The organism is Sphingomonas sp. IC081 (assembly GCF_006874585.1).
GTDB lineage: Bacteria > Pseudomonadota > Alphaproteobacteria > Sphingomonadales > Sphingomonadaceae > Novosphingobium.
Map to the genome: position 1 here is coordinate 1813743 of NZ_CP029761.1, position 23788 is coordinate 1837530.

A 23788-nucleotide genomic window follows, 5' to 3' on the forward strand; every position below is an offset into this window, starting at 1 on the left:
TCTAACAGGACTGGCCCCTTTTTAATCCGGGGGTGCCGACCGGAAAGTGGCCCCTTTTATTACCGGTGTTCTCACTCGATGAGTGAGCGGGAAAGTTCAGCCAATCCGCCAGCGTCCAACCGAGCTGAAAGTGCATCTCTTTGCAGCAATGTCTCACTCAAATGAGGATGGAACTTTTCAAACAGCAGATTAGGCGAATGCACAAAAAGATCCGCAGCCTTGCCAGTGGCCAATTCTGCAAGGGTATCGACTAGCGGAGGTGTTTCGTCTTTCCCGAAAACCTCCAGGAAACCATCATGTACTTGGACTGTAAATCCGGCTGCGCGCAGGGCCAAAGCAAGCGTTGTGGTTCGAATCGAACCCGTTCTCGTGGCGAGGATAGCGGCATTTTCGCCCAGCTGCGCGATACGACCATGATCGAACCGCAATTGGGCATAGTGACTTCGGGCTTGCTCAAGCAATTCCAGCGCGGTTGGATCCATGTAGATCGGGCGATTTTGGTTCTCGAGGATGTCGAACATGCGTTCGATCACCCGGTCATGGATATTGCCCGGATCGCCTCCGAAGAGCGGCGGAACACCCGCCTTTGCAGGTGAGACCATGATGATGCGATCGCGGTCATGGACTTCGAGCACCAGCCATCGCCGCCCCGAGAATATGAGCAGCATTCCTGGAACAATCAGATTGTCGATCGGCAGGGTGCCCAGTTCCTTGCCTCCGGATATCAGCCGGTACTCCTCGGGCGTCTGGAAGACGGCATAGAAGCTGTAATGCTCGACCAGTTTTTCGCCCATCGCGCCAAGCAGCAGCAATCCGTCATCGGCCTGCTCGATGAGCGCCGTCTCCGGGTGTCCCAGCGCCCGAAGCACATCGAGAAAGAGCTGAGTATCGACTTGCCGAAACGGCCCCTTCTGGCACAGCATCCCATATAGCTGCTGAGCGCGAACGCCGCCACGCTGCGCAATCACGGACAGGATCTGATGGACGAGCGTCGAGAGGTGCAGCGCGCCGCGTTGCGGTGGTTCGCACCAGCCCTCGAGCAGCAGTTCGATCATCGCGGTCGCCCGCACCAAGCCCAGTCGCAATCGGTCGGAGAAATTGCTCGCCGGGGCGAGCTTCGCCTCGACGACATACTGCCTGAGAATGGCTGGCTTGCCCGGACGCCGTCCTGACCGGCCCAGCCTTTGCCGGAGCGAGGCCACGCTGAAGGGGGCTCCGATCTGCCCGACACAGGTCACGTCGCCAATGTCGATGCCGAGTTCAAGCGTCGAGGTGCAGATCGCCGTGGTCGGTGCGCTGCCGTCCTTCAGGCGCCGTTCGACGAAATCCCGATGCTCCCGAGAAAGGCTCGCGTGATGGGGATAGAATTCCTGCGGCAGATGCTCCTTCTCGCACAGCGTTCGTAATCGATCCGAATAGATTTCGACCGCCTGGCGCGCGCCGGCGAACACCAGGTTGTCGCTGCCACGAAGGTGCCCGAAGAGATGGAGGGCGATGGCGTCGGTTGCCGATGGCCCCTCATCATCCTTGTCACCGGTCACATAGCCGCGCAGCTGGAGCTGCAACTCAGCCCCCCCGCCCGCGGCGACCACGTCATTCACCTCCTCGGGGCTGTCTGGGCGCAGATAGGCCTTTGCCAGCCCCATGTCGCCAAGCGTGGCCGAGAGACCGACGCGGCGAATTGGGCGGTTCAGCGCCTGCTCAAGGCGTGCAAGCAGTGACCTCATCTGAATCCCGCGCTCGCTGTCGAGCACTGAATGCAATTCGTCGAGGATAACAGCCCGGGTCGCACCGAACAGCCGCGGTATCTCCAGCCCTCGGCGGATGAACAGGGCTTCGAGCGATTCCGGCGTGATCAGCAGAACGCCCCGGGGCCGCTTTATGGCGCGGGTCTTGGTCGAAGACGGCACGTCGCCATGCCAGGGGATGACCGGCAGTTCAGTTTCCCGGCAGATGTCATCGAGCCGGCGGGCCTGATCGGTAATGAGCGCTTTCAGCGGCGCGACGTAGAGAATGTCGAAACCGGATAGTTCGGACGGATCGTCGAGAACCTGGGACAGCAACGGTAGAAATGCTGCCTCGGTCTTTCCTCCCGCAGTGCTGGCGGCAACGATCAGGTCGGCGTCGCCGTCCATGAGCACATGCGTCGCACGCGCCTGGATATCGCGCAGTTCACGCCAGCCCTGCGCGCGGATCCATTTCTGGATCGGCCGGGCGAGCTTGTCGAAGGCAGCGCTCACAGACGGAAGCTGGCGAGCTCATCCGTGTGCGGAGCTGCGCCTATCGTCTCGTCGACATCGCTCATGTCGTCACCGTCATCCTGAGCGACGTCGAGCTTGTCGATAAGGTCCGACCATTCGACTCCAGGATTCTGCTCGAGAACCGCCAGGAGGTTCACGAAGGCCGTGACCGTGTTGCGCGGGGTTCGAAAATAGGCTTCGCCGATCCTGTCGGAACAGTGGGCCATGAAGGCTTCGAGCGCATCGTCCGGCAGCGCGGCGCCGCCACCCTGCATGACGGCACGGATATTGGCCAGGAGCACGAACAGATCTTCGGGCGTGAGGCTCGCCAACCGGATGACCGGCCCTGATAGATCCACAAGGCCCTCACGGGCGAAGCTGTTCTCGGCGAGGCGCGATTGCAGCGCTTCGTAGCTGTAGAGGCCCCGGCGCGTATTCATCAGGAATTCTGGCGTGCCTCCCATCAGGAAGCCCAGATTTTCCGCGCTGCCCTGCAGGACATCGTTGAGAATACGCAAGATCTGCTCATAGTTCGCGTTGCGGGCCTGCGACGAGGTCAATTTGTAAAGGTTGACCATCTCATCGAGGCCGACAAGCAAGCCCTTGTAGCCAGCTTCGCACACGAACGCCGACATCAGCTTCAGATGATCGTAGACGCTCGCATCATCGACGATCGTGCGGACTCCGAGCGCCTTACGAGCATCGGTCCTGGTGGCGAACTCCCCGCGTAGCCAGCGGATCGCCGCCGACTTGAGCTCCTCGTCGCCCGTTTCATGGCCCTCCCAATAGCGGCGGATGACCTGCGCGAAGTCGAACCCCCCGGTCAGTTCCTCGAAATGGGCAAGGCGCTGGCGAATGATCTCGACCGTTGGCCGATCGTTCGCCTCGGCATCATGCTGGGCTTGGCTGACGAAACGCTCCACGACATTGGCAAGCGCGCCGCCGTCGGGCTTGGTCCTTGTGGCGAGGTTTCGCGCCATTTCGGCATAGAGCCCACGCGCCTGGCCGCCGGTCGCATGAATTCTCCGGTCGGGAGCGAGGTCGGCGAACATCACCACCAGACCCTTCTCAAGCGCGACAAGGCGGATGAGATTCATGAAAAAGGTCTTGCCCGACCCATATTCGCCGATGATGAACCGGATCGCGGAACCGCCATCGGCGATCCGGTCCATGTCCTTGACGAGTTCCTCGATTTCCCGGGCGCGGCCGACCTGAATATGACGCAGCCCGAGCTTCGGCACGACGCCTGCGCGCAATGCCTGGACGATCGCGTCCCGCTCGCGCGGCTTCAATTTCGACATCAACTATCCCCCTTCGCCATCTCGGCCCGCAATGCATCTGCGATGTCCTGCGACACATCATAGCCATCATATTCGTCGAGCAGGGCTTCATCGAATTTTTCGAAGGCCCATTCGTTTATCGCTTCCAGAGCGCCGGATGGCAGCAGGCCCTGTTTTCCGGCAATGTCCGCGAATTCTTCCTCCGCCCAATGTTCGCGCTGGACGAGCAGATCGACAAGAGCGGCGTGCCTGGGGTCGAGCCCGGCCAAGGACGACGGCAGCTTGTGCGCGTGGGCTGCCTCGTCGTTCGTGTCATCGTCCGCCGCGAATATTTCACCCAGCACGCTTGAGACGCGCTCGGTGTCGGTACGGATCGCCGCGATGCGTGCTGCATCGAGCGCGGTGCCCCGCGCTTTCGGCTCGGCCGGAATTCGCTCGCCCGGAGCCTCTGCTTCGGCGGCCCTGACCCTCACAGGTCCATCGGGAACGTCTCCAGCATGAAGGTCTGCGTATACCAGGCCCGCATCGATCCCCAACGCCTTGTAGATCTTCTCGATGCAGGCGACCTCCTCGGACTGGATCACGCTGTCGGCATGGGCGATCACCACAACCGCAGCGCGCAGCGCGAGATGATGCTCTGCATCCACCTCCTTCAGCCTGCTGCGCAGCCATGACATGTCGGGCGGAACCTCCAGATACCATTTCAGATTGGCATGGAGGCGCATTCTCTCAAGCTCGGCAAGGCCCCCGGTCGCATCGACTTTATCGCGCAGGGCGCGGCGTTCCGCCTCGACGATCTTGCTGTCCGAATGCGCGACAAAGGTCGCCAGCGCCAGTTCGAACAATGCCGCCTTGTAGGCCGGCGAAACGACTTCCAACTGCTCGACCGTTTCGCCCAGGTCAAAAATGACGACAGGTTCGTCGATCCTGGGAGCGCGCAGCGAGAATCTCGGATCGGGCGCCATGCCAAAGCCGATGCGCGCGAGCGCATCGGCCGCACCGGTCAGCTGGCGCTTGCCGATCTTGTCGGGAGAACAGCCCTCGAGGCGGGTGACGAGTTCGAGGGCCGGAATAAGCCCGCCTCGCTCGACATGTTCGCGCGCCCATTCCCTCAGGGTCTCCAGCTCGGCCGAAGGGAACAGTCCCCACAATTCGGCGGGGAGAAGAGCCTGTGCCTCGATCGACCCTCTGCCCTCCGCATTGCGCCCGAGGTAGCGGCTGAACTTGTCGAGCGCGTCCATTGCCTCATCCGCGATCTTTTGCGCCTTCTCGACCGGCGAACGCAGATCGGTCACGTCGGGGACAGCGATATCCTTGCCTTCTCCGGCCGTGAGATTAACCGAGCAACTGAATTCGCTCGAAGCCGCGCGATAGTTCACTGCCAGTTTCTTGCGCGGCGTTCGGACCTTGAGGCCATCGGGATGGAGGGCGTCGAACTTCAGTTTGAAAAGTGCCTTAAACTCTTCGCGGCAGCGATCAGCCGGCGTGCGAAGGCGGCGCTCCGGATGACAGAGCAGCCACAGATGCAGCCACTCCGCATCGAAGGCCTTGCCCTCGGCAATCATCCCGCCGAGGGCAAATTTCAATGAAAAGGGTAGATCCCAGCTGCGATTGTCGAGGATGCTTTGCTTGAGTGCGGGATCATTGAGCGATAGCCCGCCCATCGCCACGATGCGGGCGATATCCAGAAATTCTCCGAGATATCTCTGTACCGAATAATTCTGCGCAAAGAGGGCCTTGAGACGCTCCACCTCGGCCACGATTTCCCGTTTCTCGTCTTCTGGCGGCTGATCGATCAGGAACCGGCGCTCCAGACCGTAGAAGAACAGGAACATGTAGCCCGGGTTTACAGTGCCATCGCGGCGGCCTCCCTCCAGCCAATCGAGATAGGTGGCTCGGCACACGGCCGGAATGCTCGAATATCCCGGCCAATAGGACATGCCATCGCCATTCTTGTCCGAACCGTATGACGCGACCGAGAGGGATGGATCGATATAGGTGCGGCATTTCTCGCCATAACCATGCGAATTGAAATTGGGCGGCGTTCCCACATAGACCATGCCGTCGATCTCGCGTCCGGCGATGGTCATGACCTGGCCTTTGGGCAACCAGCCCTGAATCTTGGCGGAAGCGGTCGCGGCACTACCGGCCGAACGCCGTTCAGCGGGCTTGGCGACAACCGGCGGCGAAGGAGCGCGGGCCTCGCCCCCGAAAAGCTTCTGACGCAGCTCATCGATGCGTGATGGACGGGCAGGCGTCGGATCTGGTCCTTCGTTCGCAACCGGGATCTCGGTAGAGGGTGCGCCTTGCTGCTGCGCGCGTCCTTCCTTCTCCGCGGCGCGCCTTAGCGATGCGGCTTCGAGCGCCTCGCGGGCGGCCCTGCCGACACGAACGAGCTCGGCATTATCCTGCGTCGACAGGTATGGCTGCGGGGATGCGGGCGCGTCGGAATGATGAGACTCCTCTTGAACCGCTGATGATCGCGCAACGATCGCCTGGACATGGTCCGTGTTCTTTGGATCAAATATCGAAGAATCGTCCCCAAAGAGCCGTTCCCTGAGCTCTCGTGTTCTCGACGGCGTCGGACGATCGGGCACTTTCGAGGGGATCGCCGTCTGGCTTGTGGTAGGGGCGCTCGCTTCGGGCCTGTCAGAGCGTGAAGGCATCGACTCCTCCGGGGCCTCTTCCGACATCACAGAATGTGAGGCAGGTACGAGAACTTGATATTCAGGGAGTGGGTCGCTCCCGAAGCTTTGTGCTTCCCGTTCGTCAAGCGCCAGCCGACGCCGGCGAGCGGGATGACTGCTTGCAGGACTGGTCCTTGGGGCAATCTTCGCCGCGCGACGCTTTTCGTACCAGATTATGAGTACAACCGGTGCGACTAGGATAAAGAGGGCTTCGATCGCGTCAGGAAGGCTGTCCAATAGGGACGCCGATATTATCGCGCTGACAATAAAAAAGACGACATAAAGTCCGATGATACGGATTATTTTCAAGATGGCCCCCATTTAGAAGACCTGCCATTTTGTGGCTGCGAGGTCACGCTGATTCTTGGCCTCCGGGCGTAGGGCATTGCGCCGCACTGGCGTTGCCGATCCCGCGTATTCAAGGGCAATTATTAAGCTAACCCGACTGTTTCGCGCTTGGACGAGCCCTCGACTGGTCTTTGTCCTGTCTAGCCATGTCAGCCGGCAAACCGAGCCAGACGATGGTTTACCTCATTCGCAGGAAGGCGGCAGCGCGGATGCTCGAAAAGCTGGGTCAGACCGCCATGCAACCGGTTGAACTGAACATGATTGCCATCGGCCATCTGGTCAAAGAGCCACAGAACCCCATGCATGGCGATCTGTTCGGCAGTGGCTAGTTCGCGCAGGATTCCATCGCCGGTCAACAGCGTCCATGTCCGCGACTCCGCAAGTGCGAAGGCAAAGGTGTCGGGCACTGAGAGCTTCTGATGCTGGCGATTGACGCCGGTCGCGCGTCGCAGTTCGGAGACCGTGAGTTCCTCCACACGCAGCCCGAGCGCCATCAGCCTGTCGCCGAGTTCTCCCTCCAGTTCGCGAACGTAGAGGAGATCGGGCACCGCGAACTCGAAGGGCAGCAGGAACATCTCATCGAGAAGGTCAGCCCGCTCGAGGTCGATGATGACCGAAGTGTCGGAAACCAAGACCGTCACGGATCAGGCTGCCACCTGATCCAGTCGACGGTCGAGCTCACGCACGGAGATGCCGAGTAGCTCGGCGGCCCGCGATTCTCCGATCACGCCTTCAGCCAGAGCGCGATAGCATAGCCGCTCGAAGCGACGCGGCTCTTCCAGTTCCGGCTTCATGCTCTCCGGTTCCTCGAAGGGTGCCGTGCGCCAGCCCCGTTCCGCAAAAACCTTGAAAAGGCGGGCACATGCGGCCTGATTAATGATGCCCAGATCTTTGCAGCGATAGGCCAGGGCCTGGATGCTGACTCCGAACAGCTTCTTAAGCGCAACCAGCTCGCCGATGCTGATCGAGGAGCGGTGGGCGCCGACTTCGGCGCGCAGCACATCTGCTGGCATCAGGAATGCGCCGGCGAAGCGATGCGCGGCCTTTTCCTCATCCACGCCCCCGGAGGGAGCGATGACCATATGGCCAAGTTCATGCGCCAGATTGAAGCGCTTGCGCTCCGACCAGGAGCTTTGCTTGATAACGATGACACGCGCCGCATCGCTGCCCTTGCGCCGCACCTTGGCAGCAAGCCCATCCACGTCATCGAGATCGAGCGACAGTACTTTGATACCGCGCTCTTCCAGCAACTCGGCCAGATGCGGAATAGGGTCGTTGCCGAGCCCCCAGTCGTCCCGAACGGAACGGGCCGCATCCTCGGCATCGCGGATATCGGCCACCGGATGCGGCGCACTGCGCGGCTGCTCCCATTCGACACTACGCATCTGGAGCATGTCCTCGACCGCGAGATAGCGTTCGAGCATGTGGATTGCGCGCGCCTCGAGCATGGCTTCCTCGCGGGAGGACGTGCCCACCTTCTTGCGAAAGTCCACGCCTTCCAGCGATAGCTCATCCTCGCTCAGCAGATATTCCTCGGAAACCGCCAACGCCCTGGCAAGCGCGATCAGGACGCGAGAACTCGGCATGTCCTCGTTGCGCTCATATTTGCCGATGGCCTGGGCAGAAACTACGCCATCCATCGCATCGGCCAGCGCACGCAGCGACAGGCCGGACGCCGACCTCGCGACCTTGAGCTTGTTTCCGATCATGATGGTCTCCTTCATCGCCCCCACAGGCTGGTTTCCATAGCTGCGATATAAGATGTATTTTGTAAACTGAAACCTCTTGAAATGCGGTAAACTGATCCTAAATTTCGCTCAACGCCACGATTTCCTCGTTTCTTGTAAACCGATGGCGCGAGGGAGCCGGCCTCTGTCCGGCTTGCGATGCCGAGCCGGAAAGGGGTGGGCAATGGGTTTGAGTAACACGCAACTGCGATATTATGATAGCAACGTCCTGCGCTTGCCGGCGGACAAGCGGAAGGAATATCACGCGCAGGTAGACCGGCTGATCACCGAGCTGTGCAAGAGCGTCCGCGACAAGACTGAAATCAAGATCACCAAGGTGGTGAAGGCGGGCTCCTTCGCCAAGTTCACTATCCTGCGCCGGACGGCGTCGGACCCGGTGGACGTTGATGTGGTGTTCTACATCTCGGACCGCGACGCGACCAAAGAAACCCTCGATAGCCTCAGCGCCACGATCTACGATCTGCTGGTCAAGATCTATCCGAACAAATCGGTCGAGGACTTCGAGATTCAGCGCAAGGCCGCCACGGTGAAGTTCGTGGGGTCGGGACTCAGCGTGGATATCGTGCCTGTGATCGAGGATGCCAGCCGGCCGGGATATGGCTGGCAATATGACATCCACGATGGTTCGAAGATCCAGACCTGCGCGCCCTGCCAGATCCAGTTCGTGCGTGACCGCAAGAACCAGGACGGGGATTTCCGCACGCTCGTGCGCATGGGGAAGAAGTGGCGCAACTATGCCGAACTCAAGCCGCTCAAGTCGTTCACCATCGAACTGATCATGGCGCACGTTCTCGCGACCCAGGGCAAGGCAGGCAGCATCGAACAGCGCTTTCGCAACTTCCTCCTCTATATCGCCCAATCGGGTCTGAAGGAGGAAATCCGCTTCCCGGAAAACAACGCCCCCTTCGGATCGTTCTCCGATCCCGTTGTGATCCTCGATCCGGTTTACAGTCTCAACAATGTCGCCAGCCGGATTTCCGAGGCGGAACGCAAGGAAATCGTCACCGCGGCGCAGGAGGCCTGGGAGACGGCAAACTTCGCATCCGTGGAAGACGACAATGGGGTCTGGAAGGAACTCTTCGGCCCCGGCTTCAAGGTGGAGGACTGATCATGAGCCAGACGCGAACGGCATCCGCCACCTATACGACGACCGACGTCGAGAATGTCGTGCGCCGGGTAAAGGCCGATCTTGCCATGATCGCCGACAGCACCGGTGCCTGGACGGCGCAGCAGGCCGCCGACTATGCCCATGACATCGAGGTTCTGGCCAAGGCGGGCTATCTCGCCTGGGTCGATCTCACCCTGCTCCAATATGGGGTCGAGAAGAAGGCCGTCCGGTTCGATGTCGATACCGATGCCGGCGGCCTGATCACAAGCCGCCCGGGCGGTGTGCTCTGGCCCCGCCTATCGGGGGCGACGCTGCGGATTATCATCAGCTATACCGCCGCTTATACCGAGGAAGCGCGCCAGAAGACGAGCGGCAAGCTCAAGATCGGATGGACAACGTCCTATGACGATACAAGCCATTCGAGCCTGAGTTCTTCGGGCGGGCGCAATTATGTCAGCAATGCCTATGGCATGCAGCGCAAGGATTGGGCAGCATGAGCCAGCCGAGCATCTTCGATAGCGAAATCGCGCTGCCCAGCGATGTCCTGGCCGGGCGGGAAAAGCGGCTGTTGGGGTTCGATGCCCGCTATACCCGCGTCCACGACCAGCTTCGCCTGCTGCTCAATGTCGGCGCCCTGGGTGACTGGAATCGTCAGAAGCATGGCGGCAAGCTCGCCCTGTGCGATCTCGTCGCCGAGCAATATCCGCTGGTGATCTTTCATGGCGACGTCGGCACCGGCAAGACGGCGACAGCGGAATGTATCGCAAACCGGCTTGTCGCGGAGGCCAGGAGCTCCGACTCCATGCTGTTCAAGCTGTCGAACCGGGTGCGCGGCAGCGGCATGGTAGGCGAGATGGGAAGCCTCATCACCGAAGCCTTCCAGAAGGTCGTCCAGGCTGCCGGCAAGAGCCGCCGCGCCATCCTCATCATCGATGAAGGGGACAGCCTGGGCGCATCGCGTTCACAGGACCACAGCCATCATGAAGACAAGGTCGCGGTCAACACGCTGATCCAGGGCGTCGATGACCTGCGCCAATATGGCGGGCGTATCGTCGTCATCCTGTGCACCAACCGCCTGTCGGTTCTCGACGCGGCGCTCAGGCGCCGTGCGGCGATCGTCGAAGAGTTCTGCCGGCCATCGGACGCGGAACGCGGCGAACTCTTCCGGATGGATCTGGCGGGCCTCGATGCGAGTACGACGCAGATCGGTCAATTGGTTCAGGCCACGGCGGCGCGCGAGGGACGCCCGCCATGGACCTATTCCGATATCCGCACGCGGCTCTATCCAACGGCGCTCGCCCAGGCCTATCCTGATCGCGCCTTGCGGTTCGAGGATCTGCTCTCGGTTGCGACCACGCTTCAGGCCTCGCCCGTCATGGAGGACAAGTGATGGCGCGATCACCGCTGTTCGGACGCCGCATCCACATCTCCGGCAGCACCACCAAGGATATCGCCGTCGCGCCGACGGCCGACGTGGAAGCCGCCCGCACATTCCTTGCCGGTCTGGTCAGGGAACTGGTCAGGCGCGGCGCCAATTTCGTCATCCCGGTCGATGCCGAACCTGTCCGCGAAGCCGACGGCATGCCGATCTGTTTCGACTGGCTGATCTGGAAGGCCGTGAAGGACAGTCTGGCGCAAAGACCGCCCAATGTGCCAGGCCCCTTCGTGGTCGCCGTCCAGCATCACAAGACCGAGGAGCAGATCCCCGAGGAGCACACCGGGCTCTGGGACGAACTGCGCTCGTCCCAGCTCGTGAAGATCGAGAGTGCCGCCCAATGGAATATGAACAGCAAGCGGATGGAGGCGCAGGCGCGCTTTGGCGATGTGCTCGTCGTCCTGGGCGGAGATGAAGGCGTTCTTTATCTGGCCAACCTCTATCACGATGCCGGCAAGCCGATCGTGCCGCTCAATCTGCCGCTCTGCGCAGAGACGAAGGGCGCACGGCGGCTTTATAATTTCGGGCTGGCGAGCAGCCATACCCGCCGCCTGTTCCAGATCGCGGATGATGGCGATGCCCATGACTGGATCAACCGGATCGGCTTTCCGAGCCGGCAGGCTATCCCGGATCGCATCTCCGCGCTGGTCGATCTTCTCGAGGCGTTGGAGCGGCCAAAAGCCTTCGCGGTTCGCCTGCTCAATCCCGATCTCGAGGACTATGATGACGTCCAGACCTTTTTCGATATGGTGGTCAAGCCGGTGATCGAGGACGAACTGGGTTACCGTCTGGTCGTGATCGATGGGCGGCAAACCTATGAGCATGCGCGTATCGATCAGGAAATATTCGCCAAGCTGCATCGCAGCAGCATTGTTCTGGCCGATATCACCGGTGCCCGGCCCAACTGCTTTCTCGAACTGGGCTATGCCCTTGGACGCTGCCTGCCGACCATGGTCATGGTGCGCGAGGGGGCCAGCCTGCCATTCGACATCACGACATTTTCCGGCCTACACTGGAAAACGAGCGGCAGTGCCGAGGATCGCAAACGCGCATTTCGCGAACATTGGAACGCGATCCGCAATCGCCCCTCTCTTGTGCCAACGGAGCCGCTGATCTCATGAGCGAAAAGCGCGAGATATTCGTTTCCGTCGATGTCGAGACGGCGGGGCCTATCCCGGGCGAATACAGTCTGCTGTCCATTGGGGCCTGCTTGGCCTTCGCGCCGGAAGAGGCCTTTTCCTGTCAGCTCAAACCCATCGGTAACAGGTTCGATCCCAAGGCTCTCGAAGTAACCGGACTGTCCCTGGCGACGCTGGCGCAAACTGGCGAGGAACCTCGTCTCGCCATGGAGAAATTTGCGCGATGGCTGGCTGATCTGGGCGGCAATGATGCGACCATCATATTCGTGGGGTTCAACGCTCCCTTCGACTGGTCATTCATCAATTACTATTTCCATTGCTTCCTTGGGGAGAACCCATTCGGCTTCACCGCGCTCGACATCAAGGCGCTGTATATGGGAGCGACCGGCTGTTCCTGGGCGGACACCCGGTCGAGCCGGATCGCGCAAAAGCTCGCGCCGACCCTTACTGGCACACACGATGCCCTGGCCGATGCTCGCTATCAGGCAGAGATATTCCGGCTAATCCGGGCAAAACTTGTGCCTCAAGGGGAATGATATCCCAAGCTTAAATTATCCGATGCAACGGAGGCTTGAGTGCTGCTTCTTAGTTACGAGGTTGCACGACAATGTTGCCTGCTTCAGCGCCAAGTGCAGAGCGCGCCTTAACTGAACGAAGGGCGGCTTCATCGATCCAGCGTCGAATTCCGGTCAGTCCCCCATTGTCCGCCAAAGCCGACGTTGCACCGGTGTATCGCTATCGCCATTCCTCAACTCGAAGAGGCAATCTTTCTCTCTGTCGTTGTCCAGTTCCACCCCTCGGCGGCCAGTGCATCCCCGATCCAGGGAACCACGACACCAACGCCTCCGCTGCAATACCAATCCATATAGTCGCCATCCTCCCGCAGCCAGGCGATCAGATCCCTCGCCTCGCGAAACGAATAGCTGACGATATCGCCATCGGGAGAAGCGCTCGGTGCAGAGACTGCTGGCTTTCGTCGCAGGCCTGCCCGTCCGGCATTCGGGGGAGTGGTCGCGCGACGATCTGTACGAATGACCCGCGTCGCCCTGGACAGCAACATCCTTGCTTATCTCGCCGGCGTTAGCCGAAGCGCGGAGGACGAACCAAAAATCGTGCGGGTCCGTGAACTGATCGGGCGTCTCGGGAATAACGCCAGTTTGATCGCCCCGACGCAGACGCTCGGAGAACTCTTTGTCGTCCTGCGGCGTGGCGGAGCAAGCGCACAGGAGGCGCGCGCGATCCTGCTGGAGTTTTCCGAAGCGTTCGGGACGTCGGCTTCGGAGACAAGGACTGCACTGGCGGCAGCCGATCTCGTTATCGACCACAAGCTATAATTCTCGGATGCGCTCATTGTCACGGCCGCCGCCGAGGCAGGTTGTACGTTGCTCCTGTTCAAGGACATGCAGGATGGTTTCGGGACGCGAGGACTGACAATCGTCGATCCGCTGCGCGAGGACACACACCTGAAACTCGCCGCACTATTGGCCGCGTCCGAATGATCGGTCAGCCCTAGCTGGTTAAGTTTGGCAGCTTTGCGGTCATATTCCGCATAGCCAGCCCACTTGATGCCGCAGCCGCTTTATAGGTGCTAACATGGCCCATTTAGGTGGCCCATTTAGGGGATTGGAGGGTAACACAGGGTAATTCACCAAAGGCAATTCAAGGGCTTGCTTCCCCTGCATTACCCTGTATTACCCCGGTCGCCCGGTTCGATTCCCGTAGGGGTCACCAGTCTCGCTGACGAGACCATCCTCCTCCCATATAGACACCTCCCGCAAGAACCTTGCGAAGAACTGCTGCATGGACAGCGGCCTACAGCAACATTTGCGCACAACACGCTCCCCCAATCCCTGACGCCTCCAAGCCTCTCTGCGGGCCCGCCTGGAAGCGCCTGGAAGGCGCCCAGCGCGCTCAGAAGGCAAATGAGAGCTGATCGGGATGCGCCATGCGCGGCCGTGAGCCTCGCTCGCGCACGTTGTCCTTGTCGACCGTTCCGAAAATCACCTTGATCATCGTCAGCGCCCGGGAATTGACCGCGCTCGACGCCTCGAGACGGCGCACCGCACGCGCGGGATCGCGATAGCCGATCGCCTTGCCCAGTTCTGCTTCGGTCAACCCGCGATTCTTGCGGGCGAGAGCCAGTTCGGCCCCGGTCATGAGGATCTCCATCGATAGGGTTTCGGGCAGCACCAGCTTGATCGAAATGGCTTTTCGATTGCGGTGCAGCCCCCCTCCTAGTCGCGGCGAATCCTCCGTTCCAGCACGGACTTTGCTTTTCCACATGCTTCCCACAGCCTGTTTACAGCTTGCCCACAGAACTGTCCCGGCAACCGATTCGACCTCTTGGACTCGCGGAATCGCCCTTCGTCGCATCCCGATTCCACGCCGGGATTCGCACCGGATCAGGGCGCTGCAACGCCCGCGATGCGATCAGCGGCACACGCTCCACGACGCCGGGCGGCGCATCTGGTCGAGATGAAGATGGTCGGCGTGAGCGGCGTTGTAGTCCGGCGACAGCACGGTCGAAAAAGCCCCGCAGGCATGGTCACGCACGGCATGCAGGAATGCGGCATCACGGCCGCCACCCTTCCAGTCGCGGCGCACCTCGATGCGGCGGCCATTGGCCAGCACAAAAGCGGCAATGTCGATGCCGTTGCCGGTGGCGTGCTCGCTCCAGGCCCCCGTGTCGCCGCCTCCGATGCGGCGGCAGTTCACCGTTCCGAGATGCTCCAGTTCCACGACCGGGCTGCCATAGATCGCCTCTGCGCGTGACTGGACACCGTGCCGCAGCCACCAGGCCAGCCCCGCCTCGACCGCGCAGGTCGCCTCGGCCCGCTGCGGCGAAAGCTGCGCTTCGGCGAGCAGCACCGTCCGACGATCCTCGCGGCGACAGGCTCCCTCCCCCTGCGGCGGCAAGGGATTGTCGGCAAGGCCGCTGTGCTGGAGAAAGGCCCTGCATGTCCCCGCATCCGCGCGCAGGGCGTCCAGCTTGCGCGCGGTGGCCCAGCCGGGCCGTTCGGTCAGCACCAGCGGCGCCCAGGGATTGGAACCGGGATGGTCGTGCAGCCAGTTCAGCACCGCGAGGCCCAGGCATGCCAGCAGCAGCGCGGCCAGCGCTGCCCGATCGAACAGGGACGTCATACCGGATGAACGTCCTTCTCGGCGATCCGCTCCCCCGGCAGCGCCAGGGACTTATTCGAGCAGGGAGAAGATGGCCCACGCCAGGCCGGTCGCTCCGAGGAACAGGGGCCAGGACCAGTAGAGTTCATGCCCCTGGTAATAGGTATGGGTGATGACCAGCATGCCTCCGCGCGACCCTTGCGAGCCGATCACGAGCGAAACGACCCAGGTAAGCAGAAATCCCGGGACCAGTGCCTTGATGACAGCCATTTCATTAACCTGGTTAGGTGAGCCTGCCCTGCACCGTGGCAGGAATTGGTAAATTTGATCTTACCAAAAACGCCCGGGAACCACCTTTGCCAGGCTGTGGATAATTCCGGCAAATGCAGTGAGCATCCGGTGCACGAGCGTGCGCACGGCCACGTGCCAGCTAACAAAAAAGGCCGGCTAACAAAAAGGGGAGCCGAAGCTCCCCTTTCCCGAAACAGTTTGCGAACGCAACGCTCAGACCGGCGGAACCGGCTGCGGCGGCGCGTCGGCATCCGCTTCGTGCACTTCGACCAGACCGCGGCCGATGTGGCTCTTGCGGTAGCCGTAGGCAAAATAGACGATGAGGCCGAGGCCGCCCCAGACGGGGAGCACCAGCATCGCCTCGACCGGCAGGTTGAAGTAAAGCACGAGGCAGCCGACGATCGCGATCGGCGCGACCACCCAGACCAGCGGCGTGCGGAACGGGCGATGGCGCTTGGGATCGCGCACGCGCAGGATCAGCACCGCGATCGACACCATCAGGAACGCGAACAGCGTGCCCGAGTTCGAGATGTCGGCCAGCTGGCCCACCGGCAGCAGCGCGGCAGCAACGGCCACGAACACGCCGGTGATCATCGTCACGATGTGCGGCGTCTTCCACTTGGGGTGGACGGTCGCCAGCTTCTCGGGAAGCAGGCCGTCACGCGCCATCACGAAGAAGATGCGGGTCTGGCCATAGAGCATCATCAGGATGACCGACGGCAGCGCGAGGTTCGCGGCCAGGCCGATGAGGTCACCGGCAACCGAGAAGTTGACCGCGCGCAGGACGTGGGCGAGCGCCTCGTTCGAGCAGACCAGCGGAACCTGGCCCTGCTTGGCGAGCGCGGCGCACTGCATGGCGAACTCGGTCGAACCGGGCTGAACACCCGTTGCCGTCGGCTGGGCGCCAACAGCGCCGATGGCACCGGCAGCGACGAGCAGGTAGAACACGGTGCACAGCGCCAGGCTGCCGATCAGGCCGATCGGCACGTTGCGCTGCGGGTTCTTGGTTTCCTCGGCCGCGGTCGAAACCGCGTCGAAGCCGACGTAGGCAAAAAAGATCGACGCCGCCGCACCAACGATGCCGAGGCCGCTGCTACCCGCCGGACCGAACCAGCCATTGGGCGCGAAGGGCATGAAATGCTCGCCCTTCATCAGCGGCAGGGTGAAGACGATGAACATCGTCAGCGCCGCAACCTTGATGGCGACGAGGATCGCGTTGAAGGTCGCGCTTTCCTTGGTGCCGATCACCAGCAGCGAGGTCACCGCCAGCGCCACGAAGATGGCGGGAACGTTGATGATGCCGTGGCTGAAATCGACGCCCGAAAGCGACCATGCCGGCCCCGAGGAGAGCAATTCGGGTAACTCGAACCCCGTCAAACTCTTGAGAAGCCCCATGAAATAGCCCGACCAGCCGACCGAAACGGCCGAGGCAGCCACCGCATATTCGAGGATCAGCGCCCAGCCGACCATCCAGGCCAGCAGTTCGCCGACAACGGCATAGCTATAGGTGTAGGCGGAGCCGGAAACCGGCACCATCGAGGCCAGTTCCGAGTAGCACAGGGCCGCCACCGCGCAGATCGCGCCGGCGATGACAAAGCTCCACATCATGCCGGGGCCAGCCTTCTGGGCCGCAGCGGCGGTAAGAACAAAAATGCCGGTACCGATGATGGCGCCGACGCCCAGCAGCGTCAGCTGGACAGGTCCAAGCGACCGGTGAAGAGATTTCTTTTCCGCTGTCGCCAAAATGGCGTCGAGCGGTTTTACGCGTCCGAACATTAGGACCCCCGAGTTCTTGTATGGGCGCGACGCTAGCGTGATGCGTGCTCAGCGCAAGCGGTTTACGCATCGGTAACCCCACGTTTGCTGCATCTCGATGACAAAATTGGGCAAACACGCCGCCAAGGGCATACCTCAAGCACTTTCAGGGCACTCTCCGGGCCGCTCAAGGACATGTTCGCATGCGTCTTTGCGGGTTTGCCGCGAGGGGACGAGGCGCTAGAAGCACGCCCATGTCCACGACCTTCCAGCTCGACACCGCGACCAGCCGCGCCAATCCCACCCCGGCTCCGATGAAGCGCCTGACGGTACCGGCCATCCAGCGCCGCAAGGCCGGCGGCATCACGGCCGAGCCGCTGGTCATGCTCACCGCCTATACCGCGCGTCAGGCGCAGCTTCTCGACGAGCATTGCGACATCCTGCTGGTGGGAGATTCGCTGGCCCAGGTGATCTATGGCCTGCCCTCCACCCTGCCCGTCACGCTCGACATGATGATCGCGCACGGCGCCGCGGTGGTGCGCGGCAGCTATCATTCGCTGGTCGTCGTCGACATGCCGTTCGGCTCCTATGAAGAGAGCCCGCAACAGGCCTTTGCCTCCGCCGCGCGGATCATGGCCGAGACCGGCTGCGCCGCCGTGAAGCTCGAAGGCGGCACCGCCATGGCCGAAACCATCGCTTTCCTGACCCGCCGCGGCATCCCGGTGATGGCCCATATCGGCCTGACCCCGCAGGCGGTGAACGCGCTGGGCGGCTACGGTGCGCGCGGCCGCAGCCAGGAAGAGCATGCCAAGATCATCTCCGACGGCAAGGCCGTGGCCGAGGCCGGTGCTTTCTCGGTCGTGGTCGAGGGGGTGATCGAGCCCATCGCCATCGCGCTGACGCAAAGCCTCGAAATCCCGGTGATCGGCATCGGTGCCTCGGCCCAGTGCGACGGCCAGGTGCTGGTGGCCGAAGACATGCTCGGCATGTTCGAGCGGGTTCCGCGTTTCGTGAAGCGCTATGCCGACATGGCCGCACTCGTCTCCGAAGCGGCCGCGACATATGCCCGGGAAGTCCGTTCGCGCGCCTTCCCGGGTGCCGAACAGACCTACCAGCCCAAGTAATCGGGCGTGACGGCGCCGGACATCAGGGTCGACGATCCGGCGGCGGCGCATGTCGCACCGCTGCTGGAGCACCACTTGCGCGAACTCGCCGCGGTCATGGGTGAACACGCCTTCGCGCTCGATGCGAGCGGGCTTTCGGCTCCCGGCGTGACCTTCTGGACCGCCTGGCGCGGCGGTGCGCTGGCCGGGTTCGCGGCACTGAAGGAACTGGACAAAGACGCCGCTGAACTGAAGTCGATGCGTGCAGCGCCCGATGCGCGCGGCACCGGCGTCGGGCGCGCCCTGCTCGATCATGTCGTTGCCGAGGCGCGGGCGCGTGGCCATGCCCGGCTCTACCTCGAAACCGGCACCGCCCCATTGCACCAGCCCGCGATCGGCCTCTATCGCAGCCGGGGCTTCACCTCATGCCCGCCCTTTGCCGACTATGAGGCGAGCCCGCACAACCAGTTCATGATGCTGGCGCTCAGCCCTGCAGGTCGTACTGCTTGAGCAGATCGTAAAGCGTCGGCCGGCTGATGCCCAGCATCTTGGCCGTGCTGGAAATGTTGCCCTCGCTACGCGCCAGCGCATGACGGATGACCTTGCGGTCCGCCTGCTCGCGCGCGGTCTTGAGATTGAGAGCATTGGCGACCTGCTGGTCGGGTTCGGCCAGATCGAGGTCGACGGCGCCGACCAGCTTCTCGTCCGCCATGATGACCGCGCGTTTCACCCGGTTTTCCAGTTCGCGCACATTGCCCGGCCAGTGCCAGGCATCGATCGCCGCCAGCGCATCGGCCGAGAAGCCGCGCACCCGCGGGTTCATTTCCTTGGCATAGCGATTGAGGAACACTTTCGCGAGCAGCGTGGCATCCCCCGGCCGCTCGGCAAGGCTCGGGATCTTCACGACGATCTCGGCGAGACGGTAGAACAGGTCTTCGCGGAAACGCCCGTCGGCGATCATCGCCTCGAGATCCTGATGGGTCGCGCAGACGATGCGGGTATCGACCGGGATCGACTCGCGCGAGCCTACCCGCTCGATCACGCGTTCCTGCAGGAAGCGCAGCAGCTTGACCTGCAGCTGGAGCGGGATGTCGCCCACTTCGTCGAGGAACAGGGTGCCGCCGCCGGCCTGCTCGATCTTGCCCGGCGTGGTCTTGACGGCGCCGGTGAAGGCCCCCTTCTCGTGGCCGAACAGCTCGCTTTCAAGGAGGTTCTCGGGGATCGCGGCGCAGTTGATCGCAACGAACTCGCCCTTGGCACGCCCGCTCGCCTCGTGCAGCCCGCGCGCCAGCAGTTCCTTGCCGGTCCCCGAAGCGCCCAGCAGCATGACCGAAACATTGGTATTGGCCACACGCTCGATCGTGCGGGCGACCCGCACCATTTCCGGTGCCGCCGTGATCATCCGGCCAAGCACCTTGTCGTCCTTGTCGACCTTGGAAGCCAGACGGCGGTTCTCGTCCTCGAGGCGGTGCAACTGGTATGCGCGGCGCACGATGAGGCCCAGCGCATCGATGTCCACCGGCTTCTGGTAGAAGTCGTAAGCCCCGCGCGCGATCGCCTGAAGCGCGGATTCGCGCGCGCCGTGCCCGGAGGCAACGATCACCTTGGTGTCGGGCTTGAGCGCCATGATCTCGTCCAGCACCGCGAATCCCTCGGTCACGCCATCGGGATCGGGCGGCAGTCCGAGATCGAGCGTGACCACGTCGGGCATTTCCGAACGCAGCAGGGCCATCGCCTGCGCCCGGTCACCGGCGATCAGGACCTCGAAATCCTCGTAAGCCCACTTGAGCTGCGCCTGAAGCCCGGCATCGTCCTCGACGATCAGCAATTTGGGAAGAGCCTTCGCAGGCGCCTTTGCGGCAGTCTCGGTCATCTCAGGCTACCTTCTGATCCTTGGCGGCAAGCGTCTGGTAGAAATCGGTGGCGGCAGCCAGCGGCACCCGCACCACAAAGCGCGAACCCAGCCCTTCGCGCGATTCGACGTCGAGGCGCCCCCGCATCGCCCGCACCAGTTCCCGCGCCTCGAATGCGCCGATGCCGAAACCACCGCTCTTGGTGGAAACGAACGGTTTGAACAGGCGATTGCGCACGAATTCGGCGGACATGCCGCAACCGGAATCGAGCACCTCGAAACGGGCATTCAGCCCATCGCTGAGCAGCGAGAGGAACACCGGGCTGTCAGGCTGGCTGGCGTCCAGCGCATTTTGCAGCAGATGCAGCAACACCTGTTCAAGCGAATGGCGGTTGGCCGTCACCATCACCTCGATGGTTTCCGCCAGAACCACTTGCGGATTGCCCCGGAACCGCTCGATCACCGTGCGGGCGACCTCTCCGGCGGGCACCGGCTCCAGCTTGTCGACCGCGCCGTTGCCGTAGCGCGACAGGCGCGCCAACAAGGCATTGAGCTTGTCCGAGGAATTGCGCAGCGTCACCAGCATGTCGGCCCGGAACTCGGGCTTGTCGGCATGGAGTTCGGCATTGCGCGCCAGCAGGCTGAACTGGCTCGCGAGGTTCTTGATGTCGTGCATCACGAAGGCGATGCGGCGGTGGAAGTCCTCGAACCGGCTCGATTCCGCCAGCGCTTCCTGGCTCGCGTTCTCGGCCAGATAGCTGGCGAGCTGCTGTCCGATGACACGCAGGAGGTCAAAGTCCTCCCAGTCGAACTTGCGGGCCAGTTGCGGCCGGGCGAGCACGACCATGCCGACCAGCCTTTCGTAATGAACCAGCGGCACCAGCGCCCAGGCGCGCGGCTCGGCCAGCAGCCATGCCGGTACTTCCACCTCATAACCGGTCGCCGTGAAGCCGGTGCGCTGATCGTCGAGATCGGCGATGAATGCGTTCTGCTCGAAGGGAGCCAACGCCCGGGCGGGATAGGCAACCGCCGGGACCTCGATATCGCGCCAGTTCCAGCGCGCGGCGAGCGTGAGATCACCCTGATCGCCCGGCGTGAGCAGCAGCCCGGCAGGACTTGCGGTGACGTCCGCCACCGCCTGAACGACCCGCTCGGCCAGCGGCAGGGCCTGTTCGCCGCCGCTGCCGATCGTGCGGGTGAAGCGCAGCCATTCCTCGCGGTAATCGTAGCGGTGCTGGAAGAAGTGCTTGGCCGTCGTCACCTTGAGCCAGCCGCGCACCCGCCGCGAGGGCAGCACCACAAGCGCAAAGGCACTCGCCAGGGTGAGGAACGCCAGCTCGATGATACGCGCGAAGTCGCCGCCGACATAGGCAAGCCACTGAGCCACCGCGACCATGGCGACAAGATAGCCCCCGATCACCAGCAGCGAGAAGGTCTGGAACGTCACCGCCCGCGAAGGGCGCAGGCGCAGTTCGTCGCTGTTGCGGGCACCGCCGATGGCAAGGCAGGCCGCGAGAACCAGCGTGGCGATGCCGCGCAGCGCGCCCAGTTCCACCGGCCATTTGCTGCCGAGGTAGGCTACCGTGTAAAGATTGAGGTCGAAGGCCCAGAGCACCGCCAGTCCGGTAGCAGGCCAGCGCAGCGCCGCCCGGCCATCGCGCGGCGCCCCGGCATAGAGATTGTGGACCAGCACCAGTCCGCCTACCGCGACCAGCAGGCGGAACATCACGGTAAAGTCGAACGCGACTTCCAGCACCCGCGGATCGAACGCCAGCCGGGACAGGCCGATGTCGGTGCCCAGGTGCATCAGTTCCACAAAGACCAGGGCGTAGATTACCGGCCGGATCGGGCCCAGGCTGTCATGGCGCCCGTCACTGGCAAACAGCGCATAGACCGCCGCCAGCCACGCGAGGTTGCGCGCGGTCTCGGCAAAGGAACGCACCAGCACATCGCCGCTGGCGACCGAGGCCACCCCCCAGATCGCCGTCACGAACAGCGCACAGACCACCGGCACGCCGGCACGGGCAAACCGGCTGCGGCGCGGCCAGAGCCAGAAGGCAAGGCTCGCCACCGCGATCGTGCCGGCCAGATGCAGCACGCTGCCCAGACCGGACCAGATCAGGGCCGCCGGAGCATCGATCATCGCGCTCCCTCGCTCCACAGCACCACCCGCAAGGTCTGCAGGATGATCAGGAAATCGAGGAACGGCGTGTAATTCTTGGCGTAGTAGAGATCGTATTCGAGCTTGTGCCGGGAATCCTCGATCGAGGCGCCATAGGGGTAGTTGATCTGCGCCCAGCCGGTGATGCCCGGCTTCACCATGTGCCGTTCGGCGTAATAGCGCAGCTGCCCTTCGAGATCGGCAACGAACTGGGGCCGTTCGGGCCGCGGGCCGACAAAGCTCATCTCGCCCTTGAGCACGCTCCAGGCCTGCGGCAGTTCATCGATCCGCACCTTGCGGATGAAGCGGCCCACCCGGGTGACGCGGGGATCGTCCTTCTCGGCCCACTGGGCGCCGTTCGCCTCGGCATCGGTGCGCATCGAGCGCAGCTTGATGACGTCGAACGGCTCGCCGAACAGGCCGACCCGCGGCTGGCGGTAGAATGCCGGGCCGCGGCTGTCGATCTTCACGATCAGTGCGAACAGCAGGATTACGGGGCCCGTCAGAACCAGCAGGAGCGCCGAGGCGCAGACGTCGAAGACACGCTTGGCGGCGCTCGAAAACATCCGGCCGGATGAGAAACCGTCGGAAAAGATCAGCCAGCTGGGATTGACGGTATCGAGATCGACCCGCCCGGTCTCACGCTCCAGGAAGCTGGAGAATTCGTTGACGTGGACGCCGGTGGTCTTGATCCGCAGCAGATCCTTGAGCGGCAGCGCGTTGCGCCGTTCTTCCAGCGCCAGCACCACTTCGCTGACGCCGAGGTTGCCGACAAAACGGGTGAGATCGTGGATCGCGCTGCGGGCGATCGCTTCCTCCACGACCGGCGGCGCCTCGCTCATGGCAATGTAGCCGACGATGGCAAAGCCGCTCTCCGGCCGTTCGGCAAGCTGATAGAGGCGCCGCGCGCGGTCCCCGGCGCCCAGCACCAGGACCCGGCGGCGGAACGCCGAAGTGCCGAGCAGGCCGCTCAGCAGCAGGCGGTTGGCGATCAGCAGGAAGATCGCGAAGGCCATCGAATAGGCCAGCGTCGAGCGCCAGAAATGCTGCCCGGCGAACAGGAAATCGACAAACGAAAGCGCGATGATGCCCAGCGATACCGCCACCAGCAGCCGCGCCGCGGCAAACCGCATCGATCGCAGCGCATCCGCGCCGTAGACGCCGACCGCCACCATCGCCATGACAATCACCCCGGCAAAGGCAGCGTGAACCCCGAAACGCTGCACGACATCGCCCGGATCCATGCCGATCTGCTCGGCCCGCAGCCGCCAGGACACTTCGTTGGCAAGCATCAGCAGAATGAGGTCGACGAAGCACAGCAGCACGACGGCGTGAGGGATATAGTGTTTGAAAAGACGAATCATCGTCGCGCGTTTCGCCAGTCAACGGGCCGGTCGCGGCCCTTCCCTACAGCTACCGATAATGGGTAAACTGTCGGTAAATCTGACAGGGCGCAACCGTTAAACGCGCGATATTTCCCGCCAGAAACGGTATTTAGCGAAAAAGCGTCGGCCCGATTTA

The 23788-nt window shown here is 62.7% G+C and carries 20 protein-coding genes; 8 read left to right on the top strand and 12 right to left on the bottom strand.

Features of this window, described 5'->3' with window-relative positions; translation table 11 throughout:
• Window positions 1-71: 71 nt before the first annotated feature.
• The 5 genes from DM450_RS08835 to DM450_RS08855 all read right to left on the bottom strand — a co-directional run bounded on the left by DM450_RS08835 (window position 72) and on the right by DM450_RS08855 (window position 8264).
• Window positions 72-2240, bottom strand: coding sequence for a DEAD/DEAH box helicase (locus DM450_RS08835; protein ID WP_142634118.1), 2169 nt, complete (start codon window positions 2238-2240; stop codon window positions 72-74).
• On the bottom strand, window positions 2237-3541 hold the full coding sequence (locus DM450_RS08840) for an ATP-binding protein (protein WP_142634120.1): 1305 nt from the start codon (window positions 3539-3541) through the stop codon (window positions 2237-2239). Before DM450_RS08840 ends, DM450_RS08835 begins: the two co-directional genes overlap by 4 nt.
• The gene (locus DM450_RS08845) at window positions 3541-6186 is read right to left on the bottom strand and encodes a TerB N-terminal domain-containing protein (RefSeq protein ID WP_257541491.1); all 2646 of its coding nucleotides are present in this window, start codon (window positions 6184-6186) and stop codon (window positions 3541-3543) included. Before DM450_RS08845 ends, DM450_RS08840 begins: the two co-directional genes overlap by 1 nt.
• 518 nt (window positions 6187-6704) lie before the next feature.
• The gene (locus DM450_RS08850; protein WP_142634122.1) at window positions 6705-7196 is read right to left on the bottom strand and encodes a hypothetical protein; all 492 of its coding nucleotides are present in this window, start codon (window positions 7194-7196) and stop codon (window positions 6705-6707) included.
• Between the two features lie 3 nt (window positions 7197-7199).
• On the bottom strand, window positions 7200-8264 hold the full coding sequence (locus DM450_RS08855; RefSeq protein WP_142634124.1) for a helix-turn-helix domain-containing protein: 1065 nt from the start codon (window positions 8262-8264) through the stop codon (window positions 7200-7202).
• Window positions 8265-8466: 202 nt separating this feature from the next.
• Here DM450_RS08855 and DM450_RS08860 point away from each other — a divergent pair, with 202 nt between their 5' ends.
• The 6 genes from DM450_RS08860 to DM450_RS08885 all read left to right on the top strand — a co-directional run bounded on the left by DM450_RS08860 (window position 8467) and on the right by DM450_RS08885 (window position 13319).
• Window positions 8467-9411 (top strand): CBASS oligonucleotide cyclase, encoded by a 945-nt coding sequence (locus DM450_RS08860; RefSeq protein ID WP_142634126.1) that lies wholly within the window; start codon window positions 8467-8469, stop codon window positions 9409-9411.
• Window positions 9412-9413: 2 nt separating this feature from the next.
• A complete protein-coding gene (locus tag DM450_RS08865) occupies window positions 9414-9908 on the top strand; it encodes a hypothetical protein (protein WP_185928742.1) in 495 nt (164 codons plus the stop codon).
• The gene (locus DM450_RS08870) at window positions 9905-10801 is read left to right on the top strand and encodes an AAA family ATPase (RefSeq protein ID WP_142634128.1); all 897 of its coding nucleotides are present in this window, start codon (window positions 9905-9907) and stop codon (window positions 10799-10801) included. The genes DM450_RS08865 and DM450_RS08870 overlap by 4 nt, the downstream gene beginning before the upstream one ends.
• On the top strand, window positions 10801-11967 hold the full coding sequence (locus tag DM450_RS08875; RefSeq protein ID WP_142634130.1) for a hypothetical protein: 1167 nt from the start codon (window positions 10801-10803) through the stop codon (window positions 11965-11967). Before DM450_RS08870 ends, DM450_RS08875 begins: the two co-directional genes overlap by 1 nt.
• A complete protein-coding gene (locus DM450_RS08880) occupies window positions 11964-12521 on the top strand; it encodes a 3'-5' exonuclease (RefSeq protein ID WP_142634132.1) in 558 nt (185 codons plus the stop codon). The genes DM450_RS08875 and DM450_RS08880 overlap by 4 nt, the downstream gene beginning before the upstream one ends.
• A 495-nt stretch (window positions 12522-13016) precedes the next feature.
• Window positions 13017-13319, top strand: coding sequence for a PIN domain-containing protein (locus DM450_RS08885; RefSeq protein WP_142634134.1), 303 nt, complete (start codon window positions 13017-13019; stop codon window positions 13317-13319).
• 577 nt (window positions 13320-13896) lie between these two features.
• Here the strand turns inward: DM450_RS08885 and DM450_RS08890 are convergent.
• The 4 genes from DM450_RS08890 to DM450_RS08905 all read right to left on the bottom strand — a co-directional run bounded on the left by DM450_RS08890 (window position 13897) and on the right by DM450_RS08905 (window position 17172).
• Window positions 13897-14142, bottom strand: coding sequence for a hypothetical protein (locus tag DM450_RS08890; protein ID WP_142634136.1), 246 nt, complete (start codon window positions 14140-14142; stop codon window positions 13897-13899).
• A gap of 273 nt (window positions 14143-14415) precedes the next feature.
• Window positions 14416-15126 carry an extensin family protein gene (locus DM450_RS08895; RefSeq protein ID WP_142634138.1) on the bottom strand — a complete coding sequence of 237 codons (711 nt, stop codon included), beginning with the start codon at window positions 15124-15126 and terminating at the stop codon, window positions 14416-14418.
• 51 nt (window positions 15127-15177) lie between these two features.
• Window positions 15178-15375, bottom strand: a complete 198-nt coding sequence (locus DM450_RS08900) for a hypothetical protein (RefSeq protein WP_142634140.1) — start codon at window positions 15373-15375, stop codon at window positions 15178-15180.
• 234 nt (window positions 15376-15609) lie between these two features.
• Complete coding sequence (locus tag DM450_RS08905) at window positions 15610-17172, bottom strand: amino acid permease (protein WP_142634142.1); 1563 nt, start codon at window positions 17170-17172, stop codon at window positions 15610-15612.
• Window positions 17173-17405: 233 nt separating this feature from the next.
• On the opposite strand from DM450_RS08905, the gene panB reads away from it, so the two are divergent.
• Together panB and DM450_RS08915 are read left to right on the top strand one after the other, a co-directional pair.
• Window positions 17406-18275, top strand: a complete 870-nt coding sequence (panB, locus tag DM450_RS08910; RefSeq protein WP_142634144.1) for a 3-methyl-2-oxobutanoate hydroxymethyltransferase — start codon at window positions 17406-17408, stop codon at window positions 18273-18275.
• 6 nt (window positions 18276-18281) lie between these two features.
• Window positions 18282-18764 carry a GNAT family N-acetyltransferase gene (locus tag DM450_RS08915; RefSeq protein ID WP_260610347.1) on the top strand — a complete coding sequence of 161 codons (483 nt, stop codon included), beginning with the start codon at window positions 18282-18284 and terminating at the stop codon, window positions 18762-18764.
• On the opposite strand, the gene prsR is transcribed toward DM450_RS08915, so the two are convergent.
• The 3 genes from prsR to DM450_RS08930 are packed head-to-tail and all read right to left on the bottom strand — an operon-like array spanning window position 18739 to window position 23631.
• A complete protein-coding gene (gene prsR / locus DM450_RS08920; protein WP_142634146.1) occupies window positions 18739-20127 on the bottom strand; it encodes a PEP-CTERM-box response regulator transcription factor in 1389 nt (462 codons plus the stop codon). The two genes, DM450_RS08915 and prsR, sit on opposite strands and share 26 nt — an antisense overlap.
• Before the next feature lies 1 nt (window position 20128).
• Window positions 20129-22249 (bottom strand): XrtA/PEP-CTERM system histidine kinase PrsK, encoded by a 2121-nt coding sequence (gene prsK, locus DM450_RS08925; protein ID WP_142634148.1) that lies wholly within the window; start codon window positions 22247-22249, stop codon window positions 20129-20131.
• Window positions 22246-23631 (bottom strand): TIGR03013 family XrtA/PEP-CTERM system glycosyltransferase, encoded by a 1386-nt coding sequence (locus DM450_RS08930; RefSeq protein ID WP_142634150.1) that lies wholly within the window; start codon window positions 23629-23631, stop codon window positions 22246-22248. Before DM450_RS08930 ends, prsK begins: the two co-directional genes overlap by 4 nt.
• Between the last annotated feature and the right edge of the window lie 157 nt (window positions 23632-23788).